The organism is Pseudomonas sp. JL2, assembly GCF_031570495.1.
GTDB lineage: Bacteria > Pseudomonadota > Gammaproteobacteria > Pseudomonadales > Pseudomonadaceae > Aquipseudomonas > Aquipseudomonas rhizophila.
Window position 1 is genome coordinate 113,285 of record NZ_JAKUDH010000006.1, and the last position, 19,314, is coordinate 132,598.

Here is a 19,314-nt window from a genome sequence, read left to right on the forward strand (position 1 = left end):
TAGGGTGTTTGCAACCATAAGCAACACGGCCGGGCATCGCTACTGTCAGAGTTGACAGTTGAACGGCTCCCTTTTGGTGCGCAAAAGCCTCACTTGCTCCCTGTCTGGGGCCTTGCTACCCGAAGCTGTAGCCAACAGTAGCAGTCCCTGCGCAGATGCCCGCGTTCCTATTGAAACGTCTGGGCGTGCCATCCTTTTGATTTCATTGGTTTTCCATTTTCCTTATCCATACACCGCATGCCTGTGGCACACTTTCTGCTGTCTATTCCGTTGTTACATACTAAGTTCCGGTATAGCGGAATAAACTGACTCAGGAGTGCTTGCCATGCATCGCCGACCTTCCTTGTTCAAAGCGTGTGTTTTTATCTTCGCGGCCACGACGGCTGCCATGGGTGTCGCTCAGGCGGCGGACAGCAAGCTCGATAGCGTGCTGCAGCGCGGGAAATTGATCGTGGGCACGGGCAGCACCAATGCGCCGTGGCACTTCCAGGGAGCGGATGGCAAGTTGCAGGGTTTTGATATCGACATCGCACGGATGGTGGCCAAGGGTCTGTTCAATGACCCGGAGAAAGTCGAGTTTGTGGTGCAGTCGTCCGATGCACGCATTCCGAACCTGTTGACCGACAAGGTCGACATGAGCTGCCAGTTCATCACCGTCACCGCCAGTCGTGCCCAGCAAGTGGCGTTCACCCTGCCGTATTACCGCGAAGGCGTGGGCCTGCTGCTGCCGGCCAACAGCAAGTACAAGGAAATCGAAGACCTCAAGGCCGCCGGCGATGACGTCACCGTGGCTGTGCTGCAGAACGTCTACGCCGAGGAATTGGTGCACCAGGCGCTGCCCAAGGCCAAGGTCGACCAGTACGACAGTGTTGATCTGATGTATCAGGCGGTGAACTCCGGCCGTGCCGATGCCGCTGCCACCGACCAGTCTTCGGTCAAGTACCTGATGGTGCAGAACCCTGGTCGCTATCGCAGCCCGGCCTACGCCTGGAGCCCGCAAACCTATGCCTGCGCGGTCAAGCGCGGCGACCAGGACTGGCTGAACTTCGTCAACACCACCTTGCATGAAGCCATGACCGGCGTGGAATTCCCCACCTATGCGGCATCGTTCAAGCAATGGTTCGGCGTCGAGCTGCCGTCGCCGGCCATCGGTTTCCCCGTCGAATTCAAATGATCCCGTGAGCCCGGGGCGCCGCTTGAAGGCGCCCCGTTGAAGGTACTGCCGACCATGAATTATCAGTTGAACTTTGCCGCCGTCTGGCGCGATTTCGACACCTTGCTGGCGGGGCTCGGCCTGGGGCTTTCCCTGGCGCTGGTGTCGATCGCCATCGGTTGCGTGATCGGCCTGTTGATGGCGTTCGCGCTGCTGAGCAAGCACCGCGTGTTGCGGGTGCTGGCCTCAGTGTATGTCACGGTGATCCGCAATACGCCGATCCTGGTGCTGATCCTGCTGATCTACTTCGCCTTGCCAAGCCTGGGTATTCGCCTGGACAAAATTCCCTCGTTCGTCATCACGCTCTCGCTGTACGCCGGGGCCTACCTGACCGAAGTGTTCCGCGGCGGGCTGCTGAGCATTCACAAGGGCCAGCGTGAAGCGGGGCTGGCCATCGGTTTGGGCGAGTGGCAAGTGAAGGCCTACGTCACCGTGCCGGTGATGCTGCGCAACGTGTTGCCGGCGTTGTCGAACAACTTCATTTCGCTGTTCAAGGACACCTCACTGGCGGCAGCGATCGCTGTGCCGGAGCTGACTTATTACGCCCGCAAGATCAACGTGGAGAGCTACCGGGTGATCGAAACCTGGCTGGTGACCACGGCCCTGTATGTCGCGGCCTGTTACCTCATTGCCATGCTGCTGCGTTATTTCGAGCAGCGTCTGGCGATCCGCCGTTAGGAGTGTTCCATGTACGAATCCCCCAGTTGGTTGCATGAGTTGTGGGTCGCCCGGGAGACGCTGTGGGCCGGGTTCCTGACCAGCGTGCAGTGCTCGGTACTGGCGATTTTGTTAGGCACGCTGATCGGCCTGTTCGCCGGGCTGGTGCTGACTTACGGTCGCTTCTGGATGCGCGCGCCGTTTCGTTTCTACGTCGACGTGATTCGCGGCACTCCGGTGTTTGTGTTGGTGCTGGCCTGTTTCTACATGGCCCCGGCCCTGGGCTGGCAAATCGGTGCATTCGAGGCCGGCGCCCTGGGCCTGACACTGTTTTGCGGTTCCCATGTGGCCGAGATCGTGCGCGGGGCCTTGCAGGCCTTGCCCCGTGGGCAGATGGAGGCAAGCCAGGCCATCGGCCTGACGTTTTTCCAGGCGCTGGGTTACGTGCTGTTGCCCCAGGCACTGCGGCAGATCTTGCCGACCTGGGTCAATTCCTCCACCGAAATCGTCAAGGCTTCGACCCTGTTGTCGGTGATCGGCGTTGCCGAACTGCTGCTCAGCACTCAGCAGATCATCGCCCGGACCTTCATGACCCTGGAGTTTTACCTGTTCGCCGGTTTTCTCTTTTTCATCATCAACTACGCCATCGAATTGCTCGGGCGGCACATTGAAAAGCGGGTGGCCTTGCCATGACTGATGTTTCGACCTCTACCAATGCTCAACCGCTGCTGGACATTCGCGGTCTGCGCAAACAATACGGCCCGGTGGAAGTGCTCAAGGGCGTGGACCTGAGCATGCAGCGCGGCAATGTCGTCACCCTGATCGGCTCCAGCGGCTCGGGCAAAACCACGTTGCTGCGTTGCGTGAACATGCTTGAGGAGTTCCAGGGCGGGCAGATCGTGCTCGATGGCGAGGCCATCGGCTATGACGAGGTGGGCGGCAAGCGCGTGCGCCACCCGGAAAAAGTCATCGCCCGGCACCGGGCCATGACCGGCATGGCCTTCCAGCAATTCAACCTGTTCCCGCATTTGACGGCGTTGCAGAACGTCACCTTGGGCCTGCTCAAGGTGAAAAAGCTACCCAAGGACGAAGCCGTGGCCCTGGCCGAGAAATGGCTGGAGCGGGTCGGCTTGCTGGAACGGCGCAATCATTTTCCCGGTCAGTTGTCCGGCGGTCAGCAGCAGCGTGTGGCGATCGCTCGGGCGATTGCCATGAACCCCAGCCTGATGCTGTTCGACGAAGTGACCTCGGCCCTGGACCCGGAATTGGTGGGTGAGGTGCTGAACGTGATCAAGGGGCTGGCCGAAGACGGCATGACCATGCTGCTGGTGACCCACGAAATGCGTTTTGCCTTCGAGGTGTCCGACAAGATCGTATTCATGAACCAGGGCCGCATCGAAGAACAGGGCCCGCCGAAAGAACTGTTCGAACGGCCACAGTCGCCACGACTGGCTGAGTTTCTCAAGAACACCCGTTTTTAATTTTATTGAACCTCTGATTGATACAGGCAAGGAGAAACACCCATGAGCATTACGCGCTACGGCACCGGCAGCACCGCAGGCGGCGGTCAGCCACGGCCCTTCGCCCGAGCCGTTGAGGCCGACGGCTGGCTGCACGTGTCCGGTCAGGTGCCGGCGGTCAACGGCGAGATTATTGTCGGCGGGATCGTCGAGCAGACCCACCAGACCATGAAGAACCTGATCGCGATTCTTGAAGAAGCCGGATACGGTCTTGAAGATGTGGTGCGCTGCGGCGTATGGCTGGAAGATCCGCGGGATTTCTGGAGTTTCAACAAAGTATTTGGTGAATACTTCAGCCCCGAACATGCCCCTGCCAGGGCTTGTGTGCAAGCGAACATGATGGTTGATTGCAAGGTTGAGATTGATTGCATCGCCTACAAGAAAAAGGCTTGAGTCATTGAGGACTCATCGCGGGCACGCCTTGCTCCCACAAGGCAATGCAAACTCCTGTGGGAGCAAGGCTTGCCTGCGATAGCAATCTATCAGGCGGTGCAGCACTCTGGTTAAACTCCCGGCCAATTGAATGGGAACCCAAGACATGACCGAAGACACCATCAAACGCCGGGCCCGAGGGTTGGACCGGGCGTTCGATATCCTCGATTTCCTCAAGGAAATCGGCCAGCCGTTGCGCCCCAATGACATCGCCAGCGGCATCGGCAGTCCCAAGTCCACGGTCTACGAGCTGGTGGCGTCGCTGCTGGAGCGACGCATCCTGGAGCCGGTGGGCAAGGACGGCCACGTCTATCTGGGCCGCCAGTTGTACTTTCTCGGGCAGGCGCACCTGCGGCATTTCGACCTGAGTCGCGAGGCCGATCACGCCTTGCAGGAAATCGTCAGCCAGACCCGGGAAACCGCCCAGATGTGCCTGCTCAACGGGCGCAAATACACGGTGGCGCTGATGAAGGAGGGGGAGCGGCATTTTCGCATTTCCTCGGACATCGGCGAGAACGCGCCGATTCCCTGGACCGCATCCGGACGCCTGCTGCTGGCGCATCTGAGTGACCAGCAGATCGTCGACCTGATCGACCCCGACGACTTCATCCTGCCGGACGGCGAGCGCCTGCCCCTGGAGCGATTTCTCGCGGAGATCCGCCAGGCCGGGCTCGATGGATTTTTCTCCTTCGACAGTGTGGCCGACACCTTCACCCACTGCTTCGCCGCGCCGGTCAAAGACGCCAATGGCGTGGCCATCGCGACCCTGTGCATCGTCGCCCCACGGGCCGACGCCAAGAACAACTACGCCGACTACCGCCGGGTGCTGATCGAAAGCGCCAACAACCTGGCCCGTCGCATCAATGAATAGACAGCCGCGGCTGTGTGAGGAGTGTGAACATGTCTTCTGCCATTCATAACGCTGCCGTGGAGAAGGGGGCCGCCCAAGCGGGCGATCACCTGCTGCGCGACATCAGCCTGCCGGCGCTGGTGCTGCATCGCCAAGCGTTGGAGCACAACATTGGCTGGATGCAAAAATTCGTCACGGACAGTGGTGCCGAACTGGCGCCCCACGGCAAGACCAGCATGACCCCGGCGCTGTTTCGCCGCCAACTCGAGGCCGGCGCCTGGGGACTGACCCTGGCCACCGCAGTGCAGACCCGTGCCGCTTACGCCCATGGCGTGCGCCGGGTGCTGATGGCCAACCAACTGGTGGGCACGCCAAACATGGCGCTGATCGCGGATCTGCTGGCAGATCCAGCGTTCGAATTCCATTGCATGGTCGACCATCCTGACAACGTTGCCGAGCTGGGCGCGTTCTTTGCCTCTCGCGGTGCGAAGTTGAACGTGATGATCGAATACGGTGTGGTGGGTGGCCGGTGTGGCTGCCGGACCGAGGCCGAGGTGCTGGCCCTGGCCGAGGCGATCGGGGCGCAACCGGCGCTGGCGCTGACCGGTATCGAAGGCTACGAAGGCGTGATCCATGGTGACCACGCCATCAGTGGCATCCGTGCGTTTGCCGCATCTCTGGTGGGGCTGGCGGTGCAACTGCAGGACAACGGTGCGTTCGCCATCGACAAGCCGATCATCACCGCCTCGGGTTCAGCCTGGTACGACCTGATTGCCGAGTCTTTCGAGGCTCGGAACGCCCACGGACGTTTCCTCAGTGTGCTGCGTCCTGGCAGTTACGTGGCCCATGACCATGGCATCTACAAAGAGGCCCAGTGCTGCGTGCTGGAACGGCGTAGCGACCTGCACGAAGGTCTGCGCCCGGCCCTGGAAGTCTGGGCCCACGTGCAATCGCTGCCTGAACCCGGCTTTGCGGTGATCGCCCTGGGTAAACGCGACGTGGCCTATGACGCCGGGCTGCCGGTGCCGCTCAAGCGTTACCAACCCGGCTCCGACTCCATAGCGGGGCAGGACCTGGCCGGCTGCAAGGTCACGGCGGTGATGGACCAGCATGCGTTCATGACGGTGGCGACCGGGGTGGAACTGCGGGTAGGCGACATCATCTCGTTCGGTACGTCGCATCCGTGCCTGACTTTCGACAAGTGGCGGGTGGCGTGCCTGGTGGATGAGCAGTTGCGGGTCGTCGAGAGCATGGAGACTTGTTTCTAGCCTTGAAACCGAGTCGCGGCTATCGCGAGCGGGCTCGCTCCCACAGTGGGGGCGGTTGTGAACAGAGGATTTATGTTCACCAATATCCCCTGTGGGAGCGAGCCTGCTCGCGATAGCGGCCTGGCAGACACTATCGAAATATCAGGATCGCCCATGAGCTACCCCAACCCAAAACCTCGCATCGCCCTGATCGGCGAGTGCATGATCGAACTGCAGCAGCGCGCCGATGGCAGCCTGCAACAAAACTTCGGTGGAGACACCCTGAACACCGCTGTGTACCTGTCCCGCGCCCTGGGTGAGAAGGGCGCGGTGGATTACGTTACCGCCTTGGGCGACGACAGCTTCAGCGATGCCATGTGCCAGAGTTGGGCCGCCGAAAATATCGGCCTGGATCGGGTCCAGCGCCTGCCCGGTCGTTTGCCGGGTTTGTATTGCATCCAGACCGACGCGGCGGGTGAGCGGCGGTTTTTGTACTGGCGCAACGAGGCGGCGGTGCGTGATTGCTTCACCACCCCGGCCGCCGCACCGATTCTGGCGGCGCTGCCGGATTACGACGTGCTGTACTTCAGCGGCATCACCCTGGCCGTGCTCGGTGAGCAAGGTCGTGGCAAGCTCATCGAAACCCTGATCCAGGCCCGCCGGCGCGGGGCCGAGGTGGTGTTCGACAATAACTACCGGCCAAGGCTCTGGGCATCAGTGGATGCAGCCCGTGCGGCCTATCGCAGTGTATTGCCTTACGTGGAGCTGGCGCTGCTGACGGTGGACGACGAGCAGGCGCTGTTCGGTTATGCCGACAGCGCTGAGGTGTTCGCCGCGTACGCGCAGTTGGGCACTTCGGAAGTGGTGCTCAAGCGCGGTGCTGAGCCCTGTCTGATCTGTTGTGATGGTGAGTCTTTCGAGATTCCGGCCCAGCGAGTGGAGCGGGTGGTGGACACGACGGCGGCGGGGGATTCATTCAGTGCTGCTTACCTGGCAAGCCGCCTGCTCGGTGGCGGCCCGGTGGAGGCCGCCGAGGCTGGACATCTGTTGGCGAGCCGGGTCATCCAGGTGCCGGGGGCGTTGATGCCCAAGGACTGAAGGGGCCGCGAAGTACCTGTGGGAGCGGGCTCGATCATTAGTCCCGGTAGAACACCTGCACCAGGTGATAGCCGAACTTGCTCTTGATCGGCCCATGCACCACCCGCAGGGGCTTTTTGAAGATCACCGCGTCGATCGCACCGACCATCTGCCCGGGCCGCACTTCACCCAGATCACCGCCGCGTTTGCCCGAGGGACAGGTGGAGTATTTCTTGGCCAGTACATCGAAGGCTTCGCCTTTGGCGATGCGTTGCTTGAGCTGTTCGGCTTCTTCGGCGGTTTTCACCAGGATATGGCGGGCTTGGGCTTTCATTGCAGCAGTGACCTGAACGGTGCGACGGGGCGGCGATTATGCCTCAAGTCAGGCGCCATGGTTGATCATCGTCCGAATCTTGTTCGCCAGCAGATCGAGGCTGAAGGGCTTGGCAACCATATCCATGCCCTGCTCGAGAAAGCCCTGGCGCTCGGTGGCCTTCTGCGCATAACCGGTCATGAACAGCACCTTCAGATCGGGCCGATGCTGGCGGGCGATTTCCGCCAGTTGCCGGCCATTCATGCCTGGCAGGCCGACATCGGTCACCAGCAAGTCGATGCGCTGGCTGGACTCCAGTAGCCCAAGGGCAGCCTTGGCGTCCTGGGCTTGAAGGGTGGTGTAACCCAGGGCGTCGAGCAGATCGAGCACCAGCATGCGCACGGCCGGTTCGTCTTCGACCAGCAACACGGTTTCACCGGCGACGGCGGCCGGTGCATCCAGCGCTACCGGCGCCGCAGTCTGCTGGACAGACGCGACGTACAGCCGCGGCAGGTACAACTGCACCCGCGTGCCCTGGTCCGGCACACTGTCCAGGCTCAGCAGGCCACCCGACTGTTGGGCAAACCCGTAGATCATCGACAAGCCCAAACCGGTGCCCTGGCCGATGGGTTTGGTGGTGAAGAACGGATCAAAGGCCTTGGCCAGCACGGATGGGGTCATGCCGCTGCCATTGTCGCTGACGGCAATCATCACGTAGTCACCGGCCTTGACCGGTTCCAGGGCACTGAGGTCATTCCCGTCGAGGTAGACGTTGGCGGTTTCGATGGTCAATTCGCCACCCTCAGGCATGGCGTCCCGAGCGTTGATCACCAGGTTGAGCAGGGCGTTTTCCAGCTGGCTGGCATCGGTGCTGACCGGCCACAGTTCATCGGCCAACTGCAGGCGCAGCACGATGTGATCGCCGGTGGTTCGGCTCAGCAAGTCTTCAAGTGAACGCACCAGGTCATTGGGGTCCAGCGGTTTGCGGTCCAGCGACTGGCGGCGGGAAAACGCCAGCAGACGGTGGGTCAGGGCCGCCGCACGATTGGCCGAGGACACGGCCGCTTCGGTGAAACGACCGATCTCGGCGGTGCGACCGCTGGCAATGTAGCGCTGCATCAGGTCGAGACTGCCGAGAATGCCGGTGAGCATGTTGTTGAAGTCATGGGCAATGCCGCCAGTGAGTTGGCCCACGGCCTCCATTTTCTGGGCGTGTCGCAGCGCCTCCTCGGCACGTTCGCGTTCGAACATCTCGTTTTGCAGGCGGTGGTTGGCTTCAGCCAGTTGCTGGGTGCGGGCGATGACGCGTTCTTCGAGCGTTTCGTTGAGGTTGCGCAGGGCCTCTTCGGTTTTCTTGCGCTCGGTCTCGTCGATCACAAAGATGTAGAAACCGTTCACCGCACCATCGGCCCCACGGCGCGGCAGGTAGTTGATCAAGGCATGGCGGGGACGGCCGTCGCGGTGATCCGATTGCACGGTGAAGCTGCACGGCTTGCCTGCCAGGGCGTCGGCGATCTGCTCGGCGCGGGCGGCGTAGGCTGAATCGCCGAGCACTTCGCGAATGGTCTTGCCATATAGCTCTTGGGGCGTCAGGCCATACCAATCCAGATAGGCGCTGTTGTTGAGGCGAAAACGTTCTTCCCGGTCCACATAGCTGATAAGGACCGGCATGGCGTTGATGATCAGTTGCAGTTCGGTCTGGCTCTGGCGCAGGGCCTGCTCGGTACGCTTGCGATCGGTCAGGTCCAGGGCCGCGCCGAGAAAGCGTTTGGGCCGGCCATGGCGATCCTTGTAGCAACGACCGCGCACGAACACCCAGCGCAGTTCGCCGTCAGGCCGCAGGAGACGGTACTCCTCGGCGTATTCAGTGCTGTGGGTGATGCAATGCTTGATGCTGCGGGTGACCATGGCCCGGTCCTGGGGATGCACGCCTTCAAGGTAAGCGCTGATGGGCAACTGGCGCGACAGGTTCGGGTCGACGCCATGCAGCACCGCGAAGTGCTCGTCGGCAACAAAGCGGTCTTCGCTGATGTCCCAATCCCAGGTGCCTAGCGTATCGGCAGCGGCCAGGGCCAGTTGCAGGCGTTCCTCGCTTTCCTGCTGGGCCTTGAGACTGGCTTCTGAGCGTCGCTCGAACTCCAGGGCCAGGCGTCGTCGTTCACCGGTCTCGATGGCCGTGACCAGAATACCGGCCACGGCGCCGTCTTCATCGCGCACGGGGCTGTAGGTCAGGTCCAGCCAGACATCGCAGAGGCGACCGGCGAAGGGCACTCGCCATTGCTGATCGCGACAGGTGTGCATGTGGCCTTGCAACACGCGGTGATAAATCGGCCCGCTCAGGTCTTTGAGTTCGGGCCATGCTGAATGGGTCGGCTGGCCGAACGCCTGGGGGTGTTTGTCGCCCGTCATGCGGGTAAAGGCGTCGTTGTAGAAATGAATCAGCTGTGGCCCCCACAGCAGGGACATCGGCAGCGGCGAGTGGAGCACGATGTCCAGGGCGGTACGCAGGCTCTGGGGCCAGGTTTGGGCAGTGCCCAGCGGGCTGTTGGCCCAGTCACGTCGGGCCAACAGGCTCTGTACGTCAATGCCGGTGGGTGTTGCGTTCATCACGCAAACCCTGCAAATCGTGTCGCAGCCACGGTGTCTACTATCCTCTGAAGAAGGTAAGCGCGGGTTGGTCTGAAAGGTTTGCTCATCGGGTCAGCTTGTTTCATTGAAGTCTCGCGGAAGTCAATCAGGCCATGGAAATCGATCCCTTGTTACGCATCCTGGCGAGCCAGGATGGCTCCGACCTCTATATGTCCACCGGTGCGCCGCCGTGCGCGCGTTTCGAGGGGGTGCTCAAACCCTTGAGCAACCAGCCCTTCAAGGTGGGCGACATCGCCGGGCTCGCCGAGTCTTTGATGGACGCCGAACAGCGGCTTGAGTTCGATCGAGAACTGGAAATGAACCTGGCTATCTCCCTGGCTGGGGTCGGGCGGTTCCGTGTCAATATCTTCAAGCAGCGCAATGACGTGTCCATGGTGATCCGCAACGTCAAGCTCGACATCCCGCGGTTCGAGGACCTGAAACTGCCAAATGTGTTGCTGGACACCATCATGCAGAAACAGGGGCTGATGCTGTTCGTCGGCGCGACAGGGTCGGGCAAGTCGACTTCCCTGGCGGCACTGATCGATTACCGTAATCGCAACAGCAGCGGCCATATCATCACCATCGAAGACCCGGTGGAGTATATCCATCGACACAAGAAATCGATCATCAATCAACGGGAAGTCGGTGTCGACACCCGCAGCTTTCATGCCGCCCTGAAGAACACCTTGCGCCAGGCACCAGACGTGGTACTGATCGGCGAAATTCGTGATCGCGAAACCATGGAACATGCCCTAGCCTTCGCCGACACCGGGCACCTGGTGATCTCCACCCTGCATGCTCACAATGCCAACCAGGCGCTGGACCGGGTGATCAATTTCTTCCCGGAAGAACGCCGGCCGCAGCTGCTCAATGATCTGGGCAACAACCTCAAGGCGTTCGTGTCGCAACGCCTGGTGCGCACTCGCACCGGCCAGCGCCGGGCCGCGGTGGAGGTCATGCTGGGCTCGCCCACGGTGGCCGACCTGATCCGCCGCAATGAGTTCGGCGAGCTCAAGGGCATCATGGAAAAGTCAGAAGAACTCGGGATGCAAACCTTCGATCACGCCCTGTACAACCTGGTGGTGGAGGGTGCTATCGATGAGGAGGAAGCCCTGAAAAACGCCGACTCGGCGAACAACCTGCGGTTGCGCCTGAAGTTGCATGCCGAGTCGGGGGCAGCGGTGCCCCCGGCCGATCCGGCGGCGGGTGAGTGGGGGTTGATGGATTGATGGTTCTACAGGCTACCGCGTTGTCGTTCATCGCGAGCAGGCTCGCTCCCACAGGGAATCGATGGTGATTGCCAATCCTGTGTTCACCACCGACCAATGTGGGAGCGAGCCCGCTCGCGATGAGGCCAGATGGCCCATAAGGCTTTAACCTCAGGTGGTCAGTTCCAGCCGATCCCTGAACTGCTCCAGCGCTTCGGGATTGGCCAGGGCATCGGTGTTTTTCACCACCTGCCCATGCACCACGTTGCGCACCGCCAGTTCCACCACCTTGCCGCTGATGGTCCGCGGGATGTCGCTGACTGCCAGGATCTTCGCCGGCACATGACGCGGCGTGGTATTGGCGCGGATCACCTGGCGGATCTGTTGCTCCAGGGCCTCATCCAGGGTCACGCCGTCGCGCAGGCGCACAAACAGCACCACGCGCACATCACCCTGCCATTGCTGGCCGATAGCAACGCTGTCCAGCACCTGCTCGACCTTTTCCACCTGCCGATAGATTTCCGCCGTGCCGATGCGCACGCCACCGGGGTTGAGCACTGCATCCGAACGCCCGTGGATCAAGAAACCGCCGTGAGGCAGTTCCTCGGCGTAGTCCCCCTGGGCCCACACACCGGGGAACTGGCTGAAGTAGGAGGCCCTTAGCTTTTCCTGCTGCGGATCATTCCACAGGCCAATGGGCATGGCCGGGAAGTGCCGGGTGCAGACCAGTTCACCCTTCTCACCGATGACCGCCTGGCCTGCCTCGTTCCAGACCTGCACCGCCATGCCCAGGCTCTTGCCCTGCATCTCGCCACGGCGAACGGCGGACAACGGATTGCCATTGACGAAGCACGACACAATGTCGGTGCCACCGGACATCGAGGCCAGGCACACCTGGGTCTTGAAGTCGCGATACACGTAGTCGTAGCTATGGGGCGCCAGGGCCGAGCCGGTGGACAGGATGGTTTTCAGGCTGCCCAGGTCATGGCTCTGTCGCGGTTTCAAACCCTGGCTTTCCAGGGCCGCCAGGTATTTGGGGCTGGTGCCGAATACGCTGATGCGCTGCTGGTCGATCAGGTCCAGCAGGCGCTCGGGACCAGGGTGAAAGGGCGAGCCGTCGTAGAGCACCACCGCACTGCCGACGGCGAGGGCCGACACCAGCCAGTTCCACATCATCCAGCCACACGTGGTGTAGTAGAACAGGCGATCTTCGGGGCCGAGGTCCACATGCAGGCCATGTTCCTTGAGGTGTTGCAACAGCACGCCGCCGGTGCTGTGGACGATGCACTTCGGCACGCCGGTGGTGCCACTGGAATAGAGGATGTACAGCGGATGATCGAACGGCACGTCAACGAACGCCGGTTCGCCGCCACAGCGGTAGAAGTCGCTCCACAACGCGACGCTGGCCGTTGTCTTGAAGTCTTCGGCGCGGGCGTCAGGGCATGCGTAGGGCAGGATGATCAATTGCTGCAGCGAAGGCAGGCGCTCGAGGATTTCGTTGACCTTGGCTCGCTGGTCGATGACCTTCCCGGCGTAGCGGTAACCGGCGCAGGTAATCAGCACCTTGGGCTCGATCTGGCCGAACCGGTCGATGACCCCGTGGGTGCCGAAGTCAGGCGAGGAGCACGACCAGGTCGCCCCCAGGCTGGTGGTGGCGAGCATGCCCACCAGGGTCTGCCAGGTGTTGGGCATGCACGCGGCTACCCGGTCGCCCTTGCTCACACCTGCCGCTTGCAGGCTTTTTTGCAGGCCAGCGACGTGGGCGGCAAGTTCGGCCCAGGTCAGTTGTTCTTGCCCGCCACTTTCGTCGAGTGCAACCACGGCCACGGCGTCATCGCGCCGGCGCAGCAGGTGTTCGGCAAAATTCAGTGTCGCCCCGGGAAACCACCGGGCGCTGGGCATTTGCTCACCTTCGACCAGCACATCGCTGGGCGCCTGGTGAAAACGGATCTCGAAGAAGTCGACGATGGCCTGCCAGAAGGCTTCACGCTGGTCGATGCTCCAGGCGTGCAGCGCCGGATAATCGCTCAGTTGCAGCTGATGCCGTTCGTTGATGAACCGGCGAAAGGCGTCCATGCGTGACTGGGCGATGCGATCGGGGGTGGGTTGCCAGAGGATGTCGGACATGGGGTGCCTCTTTTTCTTTTATGTACACACAAACTATAGAGCGAGCCAATCTTGTGGCGAGGGGATTTATCCCCGACTTGTGGGAGCAAGGCTTGCCCGCGATGAACGAAAACGCGGTTTAGCTGTTAAACCGCGGTGCGGCCATCGCGGGCAAGCCTTGCTCCCACAGATAAATCCCCTCGCCACAAGGGATCGCAAGCGATTTACTGAGCCAGCCACCCACCATCAATATTCCACGCCGCGCCGCGTACCTGGCTGCCGGCTTCGCTGCACAGAAACAGCACCAGTTCCCCCAGTTGCGGCGGGGTGACGAATTCCAGGGAAGGCTGTTTTTCGGCCAGCAGGTCATGCTGTGCCTGTTGCGGGTCGATGCCCGTGGCAATGCGGTCGTCGATCTGTTTCTGCACCAGCGGTGTCAGCACCCAGCCAGGGCAGATGGCGTTGCACGTCACGTTACTGGTGGCGGTTTCCAGGCCGACCACTTTGGTCAGACCGATCACCCCGTGTTTGGCCGCGACGTAGGCGGCCTTGCCCACCGAGCCGACCTGGCCGTGCACCGAGGCAATGTTGATGATCCGCCCCCAGCCCTTGGCGCGCATGCCCGGCAGGCTCAAGCGCGTGGCATGGAACACCGAGGACAGGTTGATGGCGATGATCGAGTCCCAGCGCTCCACCGGAAAATCTTCCACGGCGGCCACATGCTGGATACCGGCGTTGTTCACCAGAATGTCCACGCCGCCGAACTCCCGTTCGGCGTAAGCGAGCATGTCGGCGATCTGCGCCGGATCACTGACATCGGCCGGATGATGGCCGACCTTGCCGCCGAACTGTTTCACCTCGGCGATCACCGTCGAGGCATCGCCGAAGCCGTTGAGGATCAGGTTGGCGCCGGCCTTGGCAAGGCTCAGGGCGATGCCCAGGCCGATGCCGCTGGTAGAGCCGGTGACCAGGGCGGTCTTGCCCGAAAGAGGGGTTGTCATGGGGAGCCTCACACAATGCCAGTGGCGTAGAACACAGCGATCACGAAGAACACCGCGAGGGTCTTGATCAGCGTAATGCAGAAAATGTCTTTGTAGGCTTCACGGTGGGTCAGACCGGTCACCGCCAGCAGGGTGATCACTGCGCCGTTGTGGGGCAGGGTGTCCATGCCGCCGCTGGCCATGGACGCGACCCGGTGCAGCACTTCCAGGGGAATGTTGGCGGCGTTGGCGGCGCTGATGAACGTTTCGGACATCGCTGCCAGGGCGATGCTCATGCCGCCCGAGGCTGAACCGGTGATGCCCGCCAGCAGCGTCACGGTCACGGCTTCATTGACCAGTGGATTGGGGATGTTTTTGAGCCAGTCGGCCAGCACCAGAAAACCCGGCAAGGACGCGATGACCGCGCCAAAACCGTATTCCGAAGCGGTGTTCATTGCCGCCAGCAGCGCACCGCCCACCGCGCTCTTGCTGCCTTCGGCCAGCTTGCTGCGAATGGTGCTGAAGGCGAACAGCAGCACCAGGACAATGCCCACCAGCAACGCGGCCTGCACGGCCCAGATCGCGGTGAGCTTGGCGATGTCGCTGGTCACCGGTGTGGTCATGCCCGGCAGCGCCAGGCTGTGGGTCTTGCCATACCACTGGGGAATCCACTGGGTGAACAGCAGGTTCATGATCCCGACCGCCAACAGCGGCGAAATGGCGAGCCAGGGATTGGGCAGCTTGATGTCTTCGGCAGTCTCCGGCTCGTTGCGCAGTTCGGTGCCGTAGCCTTCGCCTAGGCGCTGGGCCTTGTTGCGCTGGCGTTGCAGGAACAGCATGCCGAAGCTGAACACGAAGATCGTGCCGATCACACCCAGCCAGGGCGCGGCCCAGGCGGTGGTGTTGAAGAAGGTGCTGGGGATGATGTTCTGGATCTGCGGTGTGCCGGGCAGGGCGTCCATGGTGAACGAGAACGCGCCAAGGGCAATGGTGGCTGGGATCAGCCGCTTGGGAATATTGCTCTGGCGGAACATCTCGGCGGCGAACGGATACACCGCGAACACCACGACGAACAGCGACACGCCGCCATAGGTCAGCAAGGCGCATACCAGCACGATCACCAACATGGCCTGGCGCGTGCCCAGCAGGCGAATCGCCGCCGCGACGATGGAGCGGGAGAAACCCGACAGCTCGATCAGTTTGCCGAACACCGCGCCGAGCAGGAACACCGGGAAATACAGTTTGATGAAGCCGACCATCTTCTCCATGAACACCCCGGTGAAAGCAGGCGCGACGGCGGAAGGGTCAGTGAGCAGGACGGCGCCGAGGGCGGCGATGGGGGCAAAAAGGATAACGCTGTAGCCACGGTAGGCGGCCACCATCAGCAGCGTGAGGGCTGCCAAGGCAATGATCACACTCATGGTGTGTCTCCTGGATTGTTATTTTTGTGGTGAAGCGGTGCGGAGGGCTTTAGCGAGTTTTGTGCCAGGTATGTAATTTATTGAAATATAAGGAAATTATTGATTTTGGTGGGAGTGGTTCGAGGGTTTTGTCTCCGTTTGGAGATTTTTAGGGGCTGTGCTGGCCTCATCGCGAGCAGGCTCGCTCCCACAGGTTGACCGAGTTCGTCAGTAAAGTACGGTCCACTGTGGGAGCTAGCCTGCTCGCGATGAGCGCGAAGCGCTCAAAAGGAGCTGTCTATATCTAGAGATATGCGTCTCTTTATTGAGACTCGGCAATCCCCAGCGCCACCATTTTCTTATACAAGGTCGACCTCCCCAGCCCCAACCGCTCGGCCGCTTCAACTACCTTGCCGCCGCATTGCGCGAGGGTGGTTTCGATCAAGTGGCGGTCGAATCGTGCCCGGGCCTGGCTGAAGGTTTCTTGCGGCAGCGGTTCCTGATGTGGATTCAACGCCCGGGTGACCGGCGTGAAAGTCCCAATGGCCGCTCGAATATCGGCGGCAGTGAGCAGCAGGTCGTCGCTGAGCAGCGCGGTTCGTTCCAGCACATTGCGCAACTCCCGGATGTTGCCCGGCCAGGCGTGTTGCCCCAGCAGGTCGAGTGCGTCGCGGTCCAGTTCGTGCTGGCTGCGCAGTTCTTCGAGGATCGCCTCGCTCAGGGCCGGCAAATCATCCAGGCGTTCGCGCAGCGGAGGGACCTGGATCGGCAACACATTGAGGCGGTAATACAGGTCGGCGCGAAATTCTCCGCGTTTGATCGCCGCTTCCAGATCCATGGACGTGGCAGCGATGATCCGCACGTCGCTTTGCAGCACCTCGTTGGAGCCCACGGGTTCGTATTCTTTTTCCTGCAAGACCCGCAGCAGTTTGCTTTGCAGCGGCAGTGGCATGTCGCCGATTTCGTCCAGGAACAGTGTGCCGCCCTGGGCGATCTGCAGCTTGCCGGCGCGGCCTTTGCGGTCGGCGCCGGTGAAGGCGCCCGGGGCGGTGCCGAAAAACTCGGCTTCCAGCAGGGCCTCCGGGATCGCCGCGCTGTTGATGCTGACGAACGCCTTGTGCGCCCTCGGCGAAGCACCGTGGATTGCCTGGGCCAGCAGTTCCTTGCCGGTCCCGGTTTCGCCGAGCAACAGCACCGGCGAATCGGCGCTGGCGCTGCGCCGGGCACGACGCTTGACCTCCAGGCTGGCGCTGCTGGTGCCGATGAAGTGGGCGAAGTTGTACCGAGTCTGCCGTGCCCGCAACAGCGAGCGGGTGGAGGCCAGTTCCTCCTGCATGCTCAGGTAGCGCTTGAGCATCGGCGACAGACTGCGCAATTCATCGAACAGGGCAAAACCGATGGCGCCGATCACCGCGCCCGCGCTGTCGTGGATCGGCAGGCGCATCACCACCAGCGGCTCCTTGGGCGTGTCCTGCATGTCCAACAGAATCGGTCGGCCAGTACGTACCACTTCGCGCAGCAGGCTGCTGGGGATCACGCTCTCGCACGCCCGGCCGATGGCTTCTTGCGCCGAGTTCAGGCCGAAGCGCCGGGCGTAGCGTTCGTTCATCCAGACGATGTTTGCGTCACGGTCGACAATCACCGTGCCTTCGCTGGACTGTTCGATGATCTCGAACAACGAACGGATCGCCAGCGTGCGCACGCGCTTGTAATCCTTGAGGCTTTCGGTGGGGTTCATCGGGCATTTCCAGAAGGTGGGATTTGCCGGCATCCTCCGATCAAAGGGGTTGCCAAAGAGCGGCATTATGCCGGGAGGGGCCGGCCGAGCACTACTTCGCCCGCATTCTTTGCCGTGGCATATCAATGGCAAGCCCTAAGCCTTAGTGGATCTGCTCAGTGGTGGGCAGTCTGATAAACTTGTACAGTTTTCACTAATATGTACATTTTTCTGAGAGCGCTCATGAATAAATTCAACCCTCGCAAGCTGCAGCTCTCCAAATGGACGGCCTGTGCGCCGACTGATCGGGAAAAGCATTTTCTCGTCACCAAGCTGCTCTGTGATGAGGAGGGGATACCCATTCAGATTGAGCTTGAGGCTGTATACAGCGCTCGTGTGACGTTGCTCGACTGGCGCGAGTTGCGCGACAGCAAGCATTGGAAAATGGGCTGGTGCTGAATGTCTTGGGCTGTGCCATAGAGATCCGTATGACTTCTGATAGTTATACATAATCATAAAGTTGTACAAGTTTTCCTGCGATAGTGGCTTAATGCAGCTATCTAGCGATGGCATCTCTGCCTTCGTGTGGCTACAGCCACGCATTCACGCCTCCGGGAGCGCCACCCATGTTCATTCGTACTCGCAAGCATCAGGACGCCTTGCACGAAATCCAGGCCAGGCAGGCTTTTCTCGAAGCCGAACGGACGGCCTTGCAGCAATGCATGGCGATCATCGAGTTCACCCCGACGGGCGAGGTGCTCGACGTCAGCCCGGCTTTTTTGAAAATGATGGGGTATTCACTCAGCGAAACCCTCGGTCAGCATCATTCGATGTTTTGTGAGCCTGCCTATTCACGCAGCGCCGAGTGCTCAGCGTTATGGCGGCAGTTGGGGCAGGGCTCTTCTGCCGACAGCCAATTCCTGCATTTGCGGCGTGATGGAAGCTGGTTGTGGGTGCAAGCAAACTACGTTCCTGTGCTGGATCACCATGCAAAGGTGCAGCGCATCATCTTGATCGTTCGCGATATCAACGAGCGGGTGTTGCGCGCCCAGGCCGAAACCAGCTTCATGCAAGCGATCGACCGCTCCATGGCGGTTATCGAATTTGATCTGAGCGGTCAGGTCGTGAATGCCAACGAGAATTTCATGAACGTCATGGGGTACCGCCTGCAAGAAATTCGGGGCCAGCATCACCGGATTTTCTGCAAACCCAGCGAGGTCCAGAGTGAGGCTTATCGTGGCTTCTGGGCCGGGCTCAATCGCGGTGAATACAGGACCGGCCTTTTCGAGCGCGTCGACAATCGAGGCGCGACTGTCTGGCTGCAGGCTACCTACAACCCTCTCTACGATGCACGGGGGCGCTTGTATGGCGTGGTCAAGTTCGCCACTGACAGCACTCGCGAAGTCGAGCAGCGCCAAAGTGAATCAAAAGCGGCCGGACTTGCTTTCGAGACGTCCCGGCAGACCGATGAGCAAACCCGGCTCGGCACGTGTGTGGTTCAGCAAACCGTTACGGTGGTGCAAAGTATCGCCGATGAGCTTCAGCAGGTGTCAGCCGGGATAGGTGCCCTTAGCGCGCAGTCAGAGGAAATCGGCAGCATCGTCGATGCCATCCGGGGCATTGCCGAACAGACCAATCTGCTTGCCCTCAATGCCGCCATCGAAGCGGCTCGCGCCGGGGAGCAGGGACGCGGCTTCGCGGTGGTGGCCGATGAGGTGCGCAATCTGGCGCGACGTACAAGTCAGTCAACCGTGGCCATTACTCAGGTCGTCGCCAAGAACCGTGAATTGGCCAGGCAAGCGGTGAGCAGCATGCAATCGAGCACGCTCAAGGCAGAGCAGGGGGTGAAACTGGCTAACCAGGCCGGCACTGTCATTCTGGATATTCATCGAGGCGCGCAGCAGGTGGTGGAGGTGATGGGTGAATTCGCTCAAGCGCTGGATCAACGACGTGGTGCCTGAGC

The 19,314-nt window shown here is 61.2% G+C and carries 17 protein-coding genes; 11 read left to right on the forward strand and 6 right to left on the reverse strand.

The window, feature by feature from the left end; all coding sequences use genetic code 11:
- Positions 1 to 325: 325 nt before the first annotated feature.
- The 8 genes from MKS85_RS10960 (at position 326) to MKS85_RS10995 (ending at position 7,017) form a co-directional block, all read left to right on the forward strand.
- Positions 326 to 1,174: a transporter substrate-binding domain-containing protein gene (locus MKS85_RS10960; RefSeq protein ID WP_047227834.1), complete on the forward strand. Its 849-nt coding sequence runs from the start codon at positions 326 to 328 to the stop codon at positions 1,172 to 1,174.
- A 54-nt stretch (positions 1,175 to 1,228) separates the two neighbouring features.
- Positions 1,229 to 1,891, forward strand: coding sequence for an amino acid ABC transporter permease (locus MKS85_RS10965; protein WP_047227888.1), 663 nt, complete (start codon positions 1,229 to 1,231; stop codon positions 1,889 to 1,891).
- A 9-nt stretch (positions 1,892 to 1,900) separates the two neighbouring features.
- On the forward strand, positions 1,901 to 2,563 hold the full coding sequence (locus MKS85_RS10970; RefSeq protein WP_047227835.1) for an amino acid ABC transporter permease: 663 nt from the start codon (positions 1,901 to 1,903) through the stop codon (positions 2,561 to 2,563).
- On the forward strand, positions 2,560 to 3,351 hold the full coding sequence (locus tag MKS85_RS10975) for an amino acid ABC transporter ATP-binding protein (RefSeq protein ID WP_047227836.1): 792 nt from the start codon (positions 2,560 to 2,562) through the stop codon (positions 3,349 to 3,351). Before MKS85_RS10970 ends, MKS85_RS10975 begins: the two co-directional genes overlap by 4 nt.
- Before the next feature lie 42 nt (positions 3,352 to 3,393).
- Positions 3,394 to 3,783 (forward strand): RidA family protein, encoded by a 390-nt coding sequence (locus MKS85_RS10980; protein WP_047227837.1) that lies wholly within the window; start codon positions 3,394 to 3,396, stop codon positions 3,781 to 3,783.
- 145 nt (positions 3,784 to 3,928) lie between these two features.
- Positions 3,929 to 4,693, forward strand: a complete 765-nt coding sequence (locus MKS85_RS10985; protein ID WP_047227838.1) for an IclR family transcriptional regulator — start codon at positions 3,929 to 3,931, stop codon at positions 4,691 to 4,693.
- Positions 4,694 to 4,722: 29 nt separating this feature from the next.
- Entirely contained in the window at positions 4,723 to 5,940 is a 1,218-nt protein-coding gene (locus MKS85_RS10990) for an amino acid deaminase (RefSeq protein WP_139049657.1), read from the forward strand.
- A 153-nt stretch (positions 5,941 to 6,093) separates the two neighbouring features.
- Positions 6,094 to 7,017 carry a sugar kinase gene (locus tag MKS85_RS10995; protein WP_188251059.1) on the forward strand — a complete coding sequence of 308 codons (924 nt, stop codon included), beginning with the start codon at positions 6,094 to 6,096 and terminating at the stop codon, positions 7,015 to 7,017.
- 37 nt (positions 7,018 to 7,054) lie between these two features.
- Here the strand turns inward: MKS85_RS10995 and MKS85_RS11000 are convergent, their stop codons facing one another.
- Entirely contained in the window at positions 7,055 to 7,330 is a 276-nt protein-coding gene (locus MKS85_RS11000; protein ID WP_019690952.1) for a peptidylprolyl isomerase, read from the reverse strand.
- Positions 7,331 to 7,378: 48 nt separating this feature from the next.
- Complete coding sequence (locus MKS85_RS11005) at positions 7,379 to 9,916, reverse strand: PAS domain-containing protein (RefSeq protein WP_188251060.1); 2,538 nt, start codon at positions 9,914 to 9,916, stop codon at positions 7,379 to 7,381.
- Positions 9,917 to 10,050: 134 nt separating this feature from the next.
- Between MKS85_RS11005 and MKS85_RS11010 the strand changes: the two genes are divergently transcribed.
- On the forward strand, positions 10,051 to 11,169 hold the full coding sequence (locus MKS85_RS11010; protein ID WP_047227842.1) for a PilT/PilU family type 4a pilus ATPase: 1,119 nt from the start codon (positions 10,051 to 10,053) through the stop codon (positions 11,167 to 11,169).
- A gap of 150 nt (positions 11,170 to 11,319) precedes the next feature.
- On the opposite strand, the gene MKS85_RS11015 is transcribed toward MKS85_RS11010, so the two are convergent.
- From MKS85_RS11015 to MKS85_RS11030, 4 genes are all read right to left on the reverse strand, one after another.
- Positions 11,320 to 13,275: an acetoacetate--CoA ligase gene (locus MKS85_RS11015; RefSeq protein ID WP_310662832.1), complete on the reverse strand. Its 1,956-nt coding sequence runs from the start codon at positions 13,273 to 13,275 to the stop codon at positions 11,320 to 11,322.
- A gap of 203 nt (positions 13,276 to 13,478) precedes the next feature.
- Complete coding sequence (gene hbdH, locus MKS85_RS11020) at positions 13,479 to 14,255, reverse strand: 3-hydroxybutyrate dehydrogenase (protein ID WP_076384048.1); 777 nt, start codon at positions 14,253 to 14,255, stop codon at positions 13,479 to 13,481.
- A gap of 8 nt (positions 14,256 to 14,263) precedes the next feature.
- Positions 14,264 to 15,655 carry a GntP family permease gene (locus MKS85_RS11025; RefSeq protein WP_047227845.1) on the reverse strand — a complete coding sequence of 464 codons (1,392 nt, stop codon included), beginning with the start codon at positions 15,653 to 15,655 and terminating at the stop codon, positions 14,264 to 14,266.
- A gap of 301 nt (positions 15,656 to 15,956) precedes the next feature.
- Positions 15,957 to 17,372: a sigma-54-dependent Fis family transcriptional regulator gene (locus tag MKS85_RS11030; protein WP_139049660.1), complete on the reverse strand. Its 1,416-nt coding sequence runs from the start codon at positions 17,370 to 17,372 to the stop codon at positions 15,957 to 15,959.
- A 222-nt stretch (positions 17,373 to 17,594) separates the two neighbouring features.
- Here MKS85_RS11030 and MKS85_RS11035 point away from each other — a divergent pair, with 222 nt between their 5' ends.
- Together MKS85_RS11035 and MKS85_RS11040 are read left to right on the forward strand one after the other, a co-directional pair.
- Positions 17,595 to 17,810: a TIGR02450 family Trp-rich protein gene (locus tag MKS85_RS11035; protein WP_139049661.1), complete on the forward strand. Its 216-nt coding sequence runs from the start codon at positions 17,595 to 17,597 to the stop codon at positions 17,808 to 17,810.
- Positions 17,811 to 17,977: 167 nt separating this feature from the next.
- Positions 17,978 to 19,312, forward strand: a complete 1,335-nt coding sequence (locus tag MKS85_RS11040) for a methyl-accepting chemotaxis protein (RefSeq protein WP_139049662.1) — start codon at positions 17,978 to 17,980, stop codon at positions 19,310 to 19,312.
- Positions 19,313 to 19,314 lie beyond the last annotated feature (2 nt).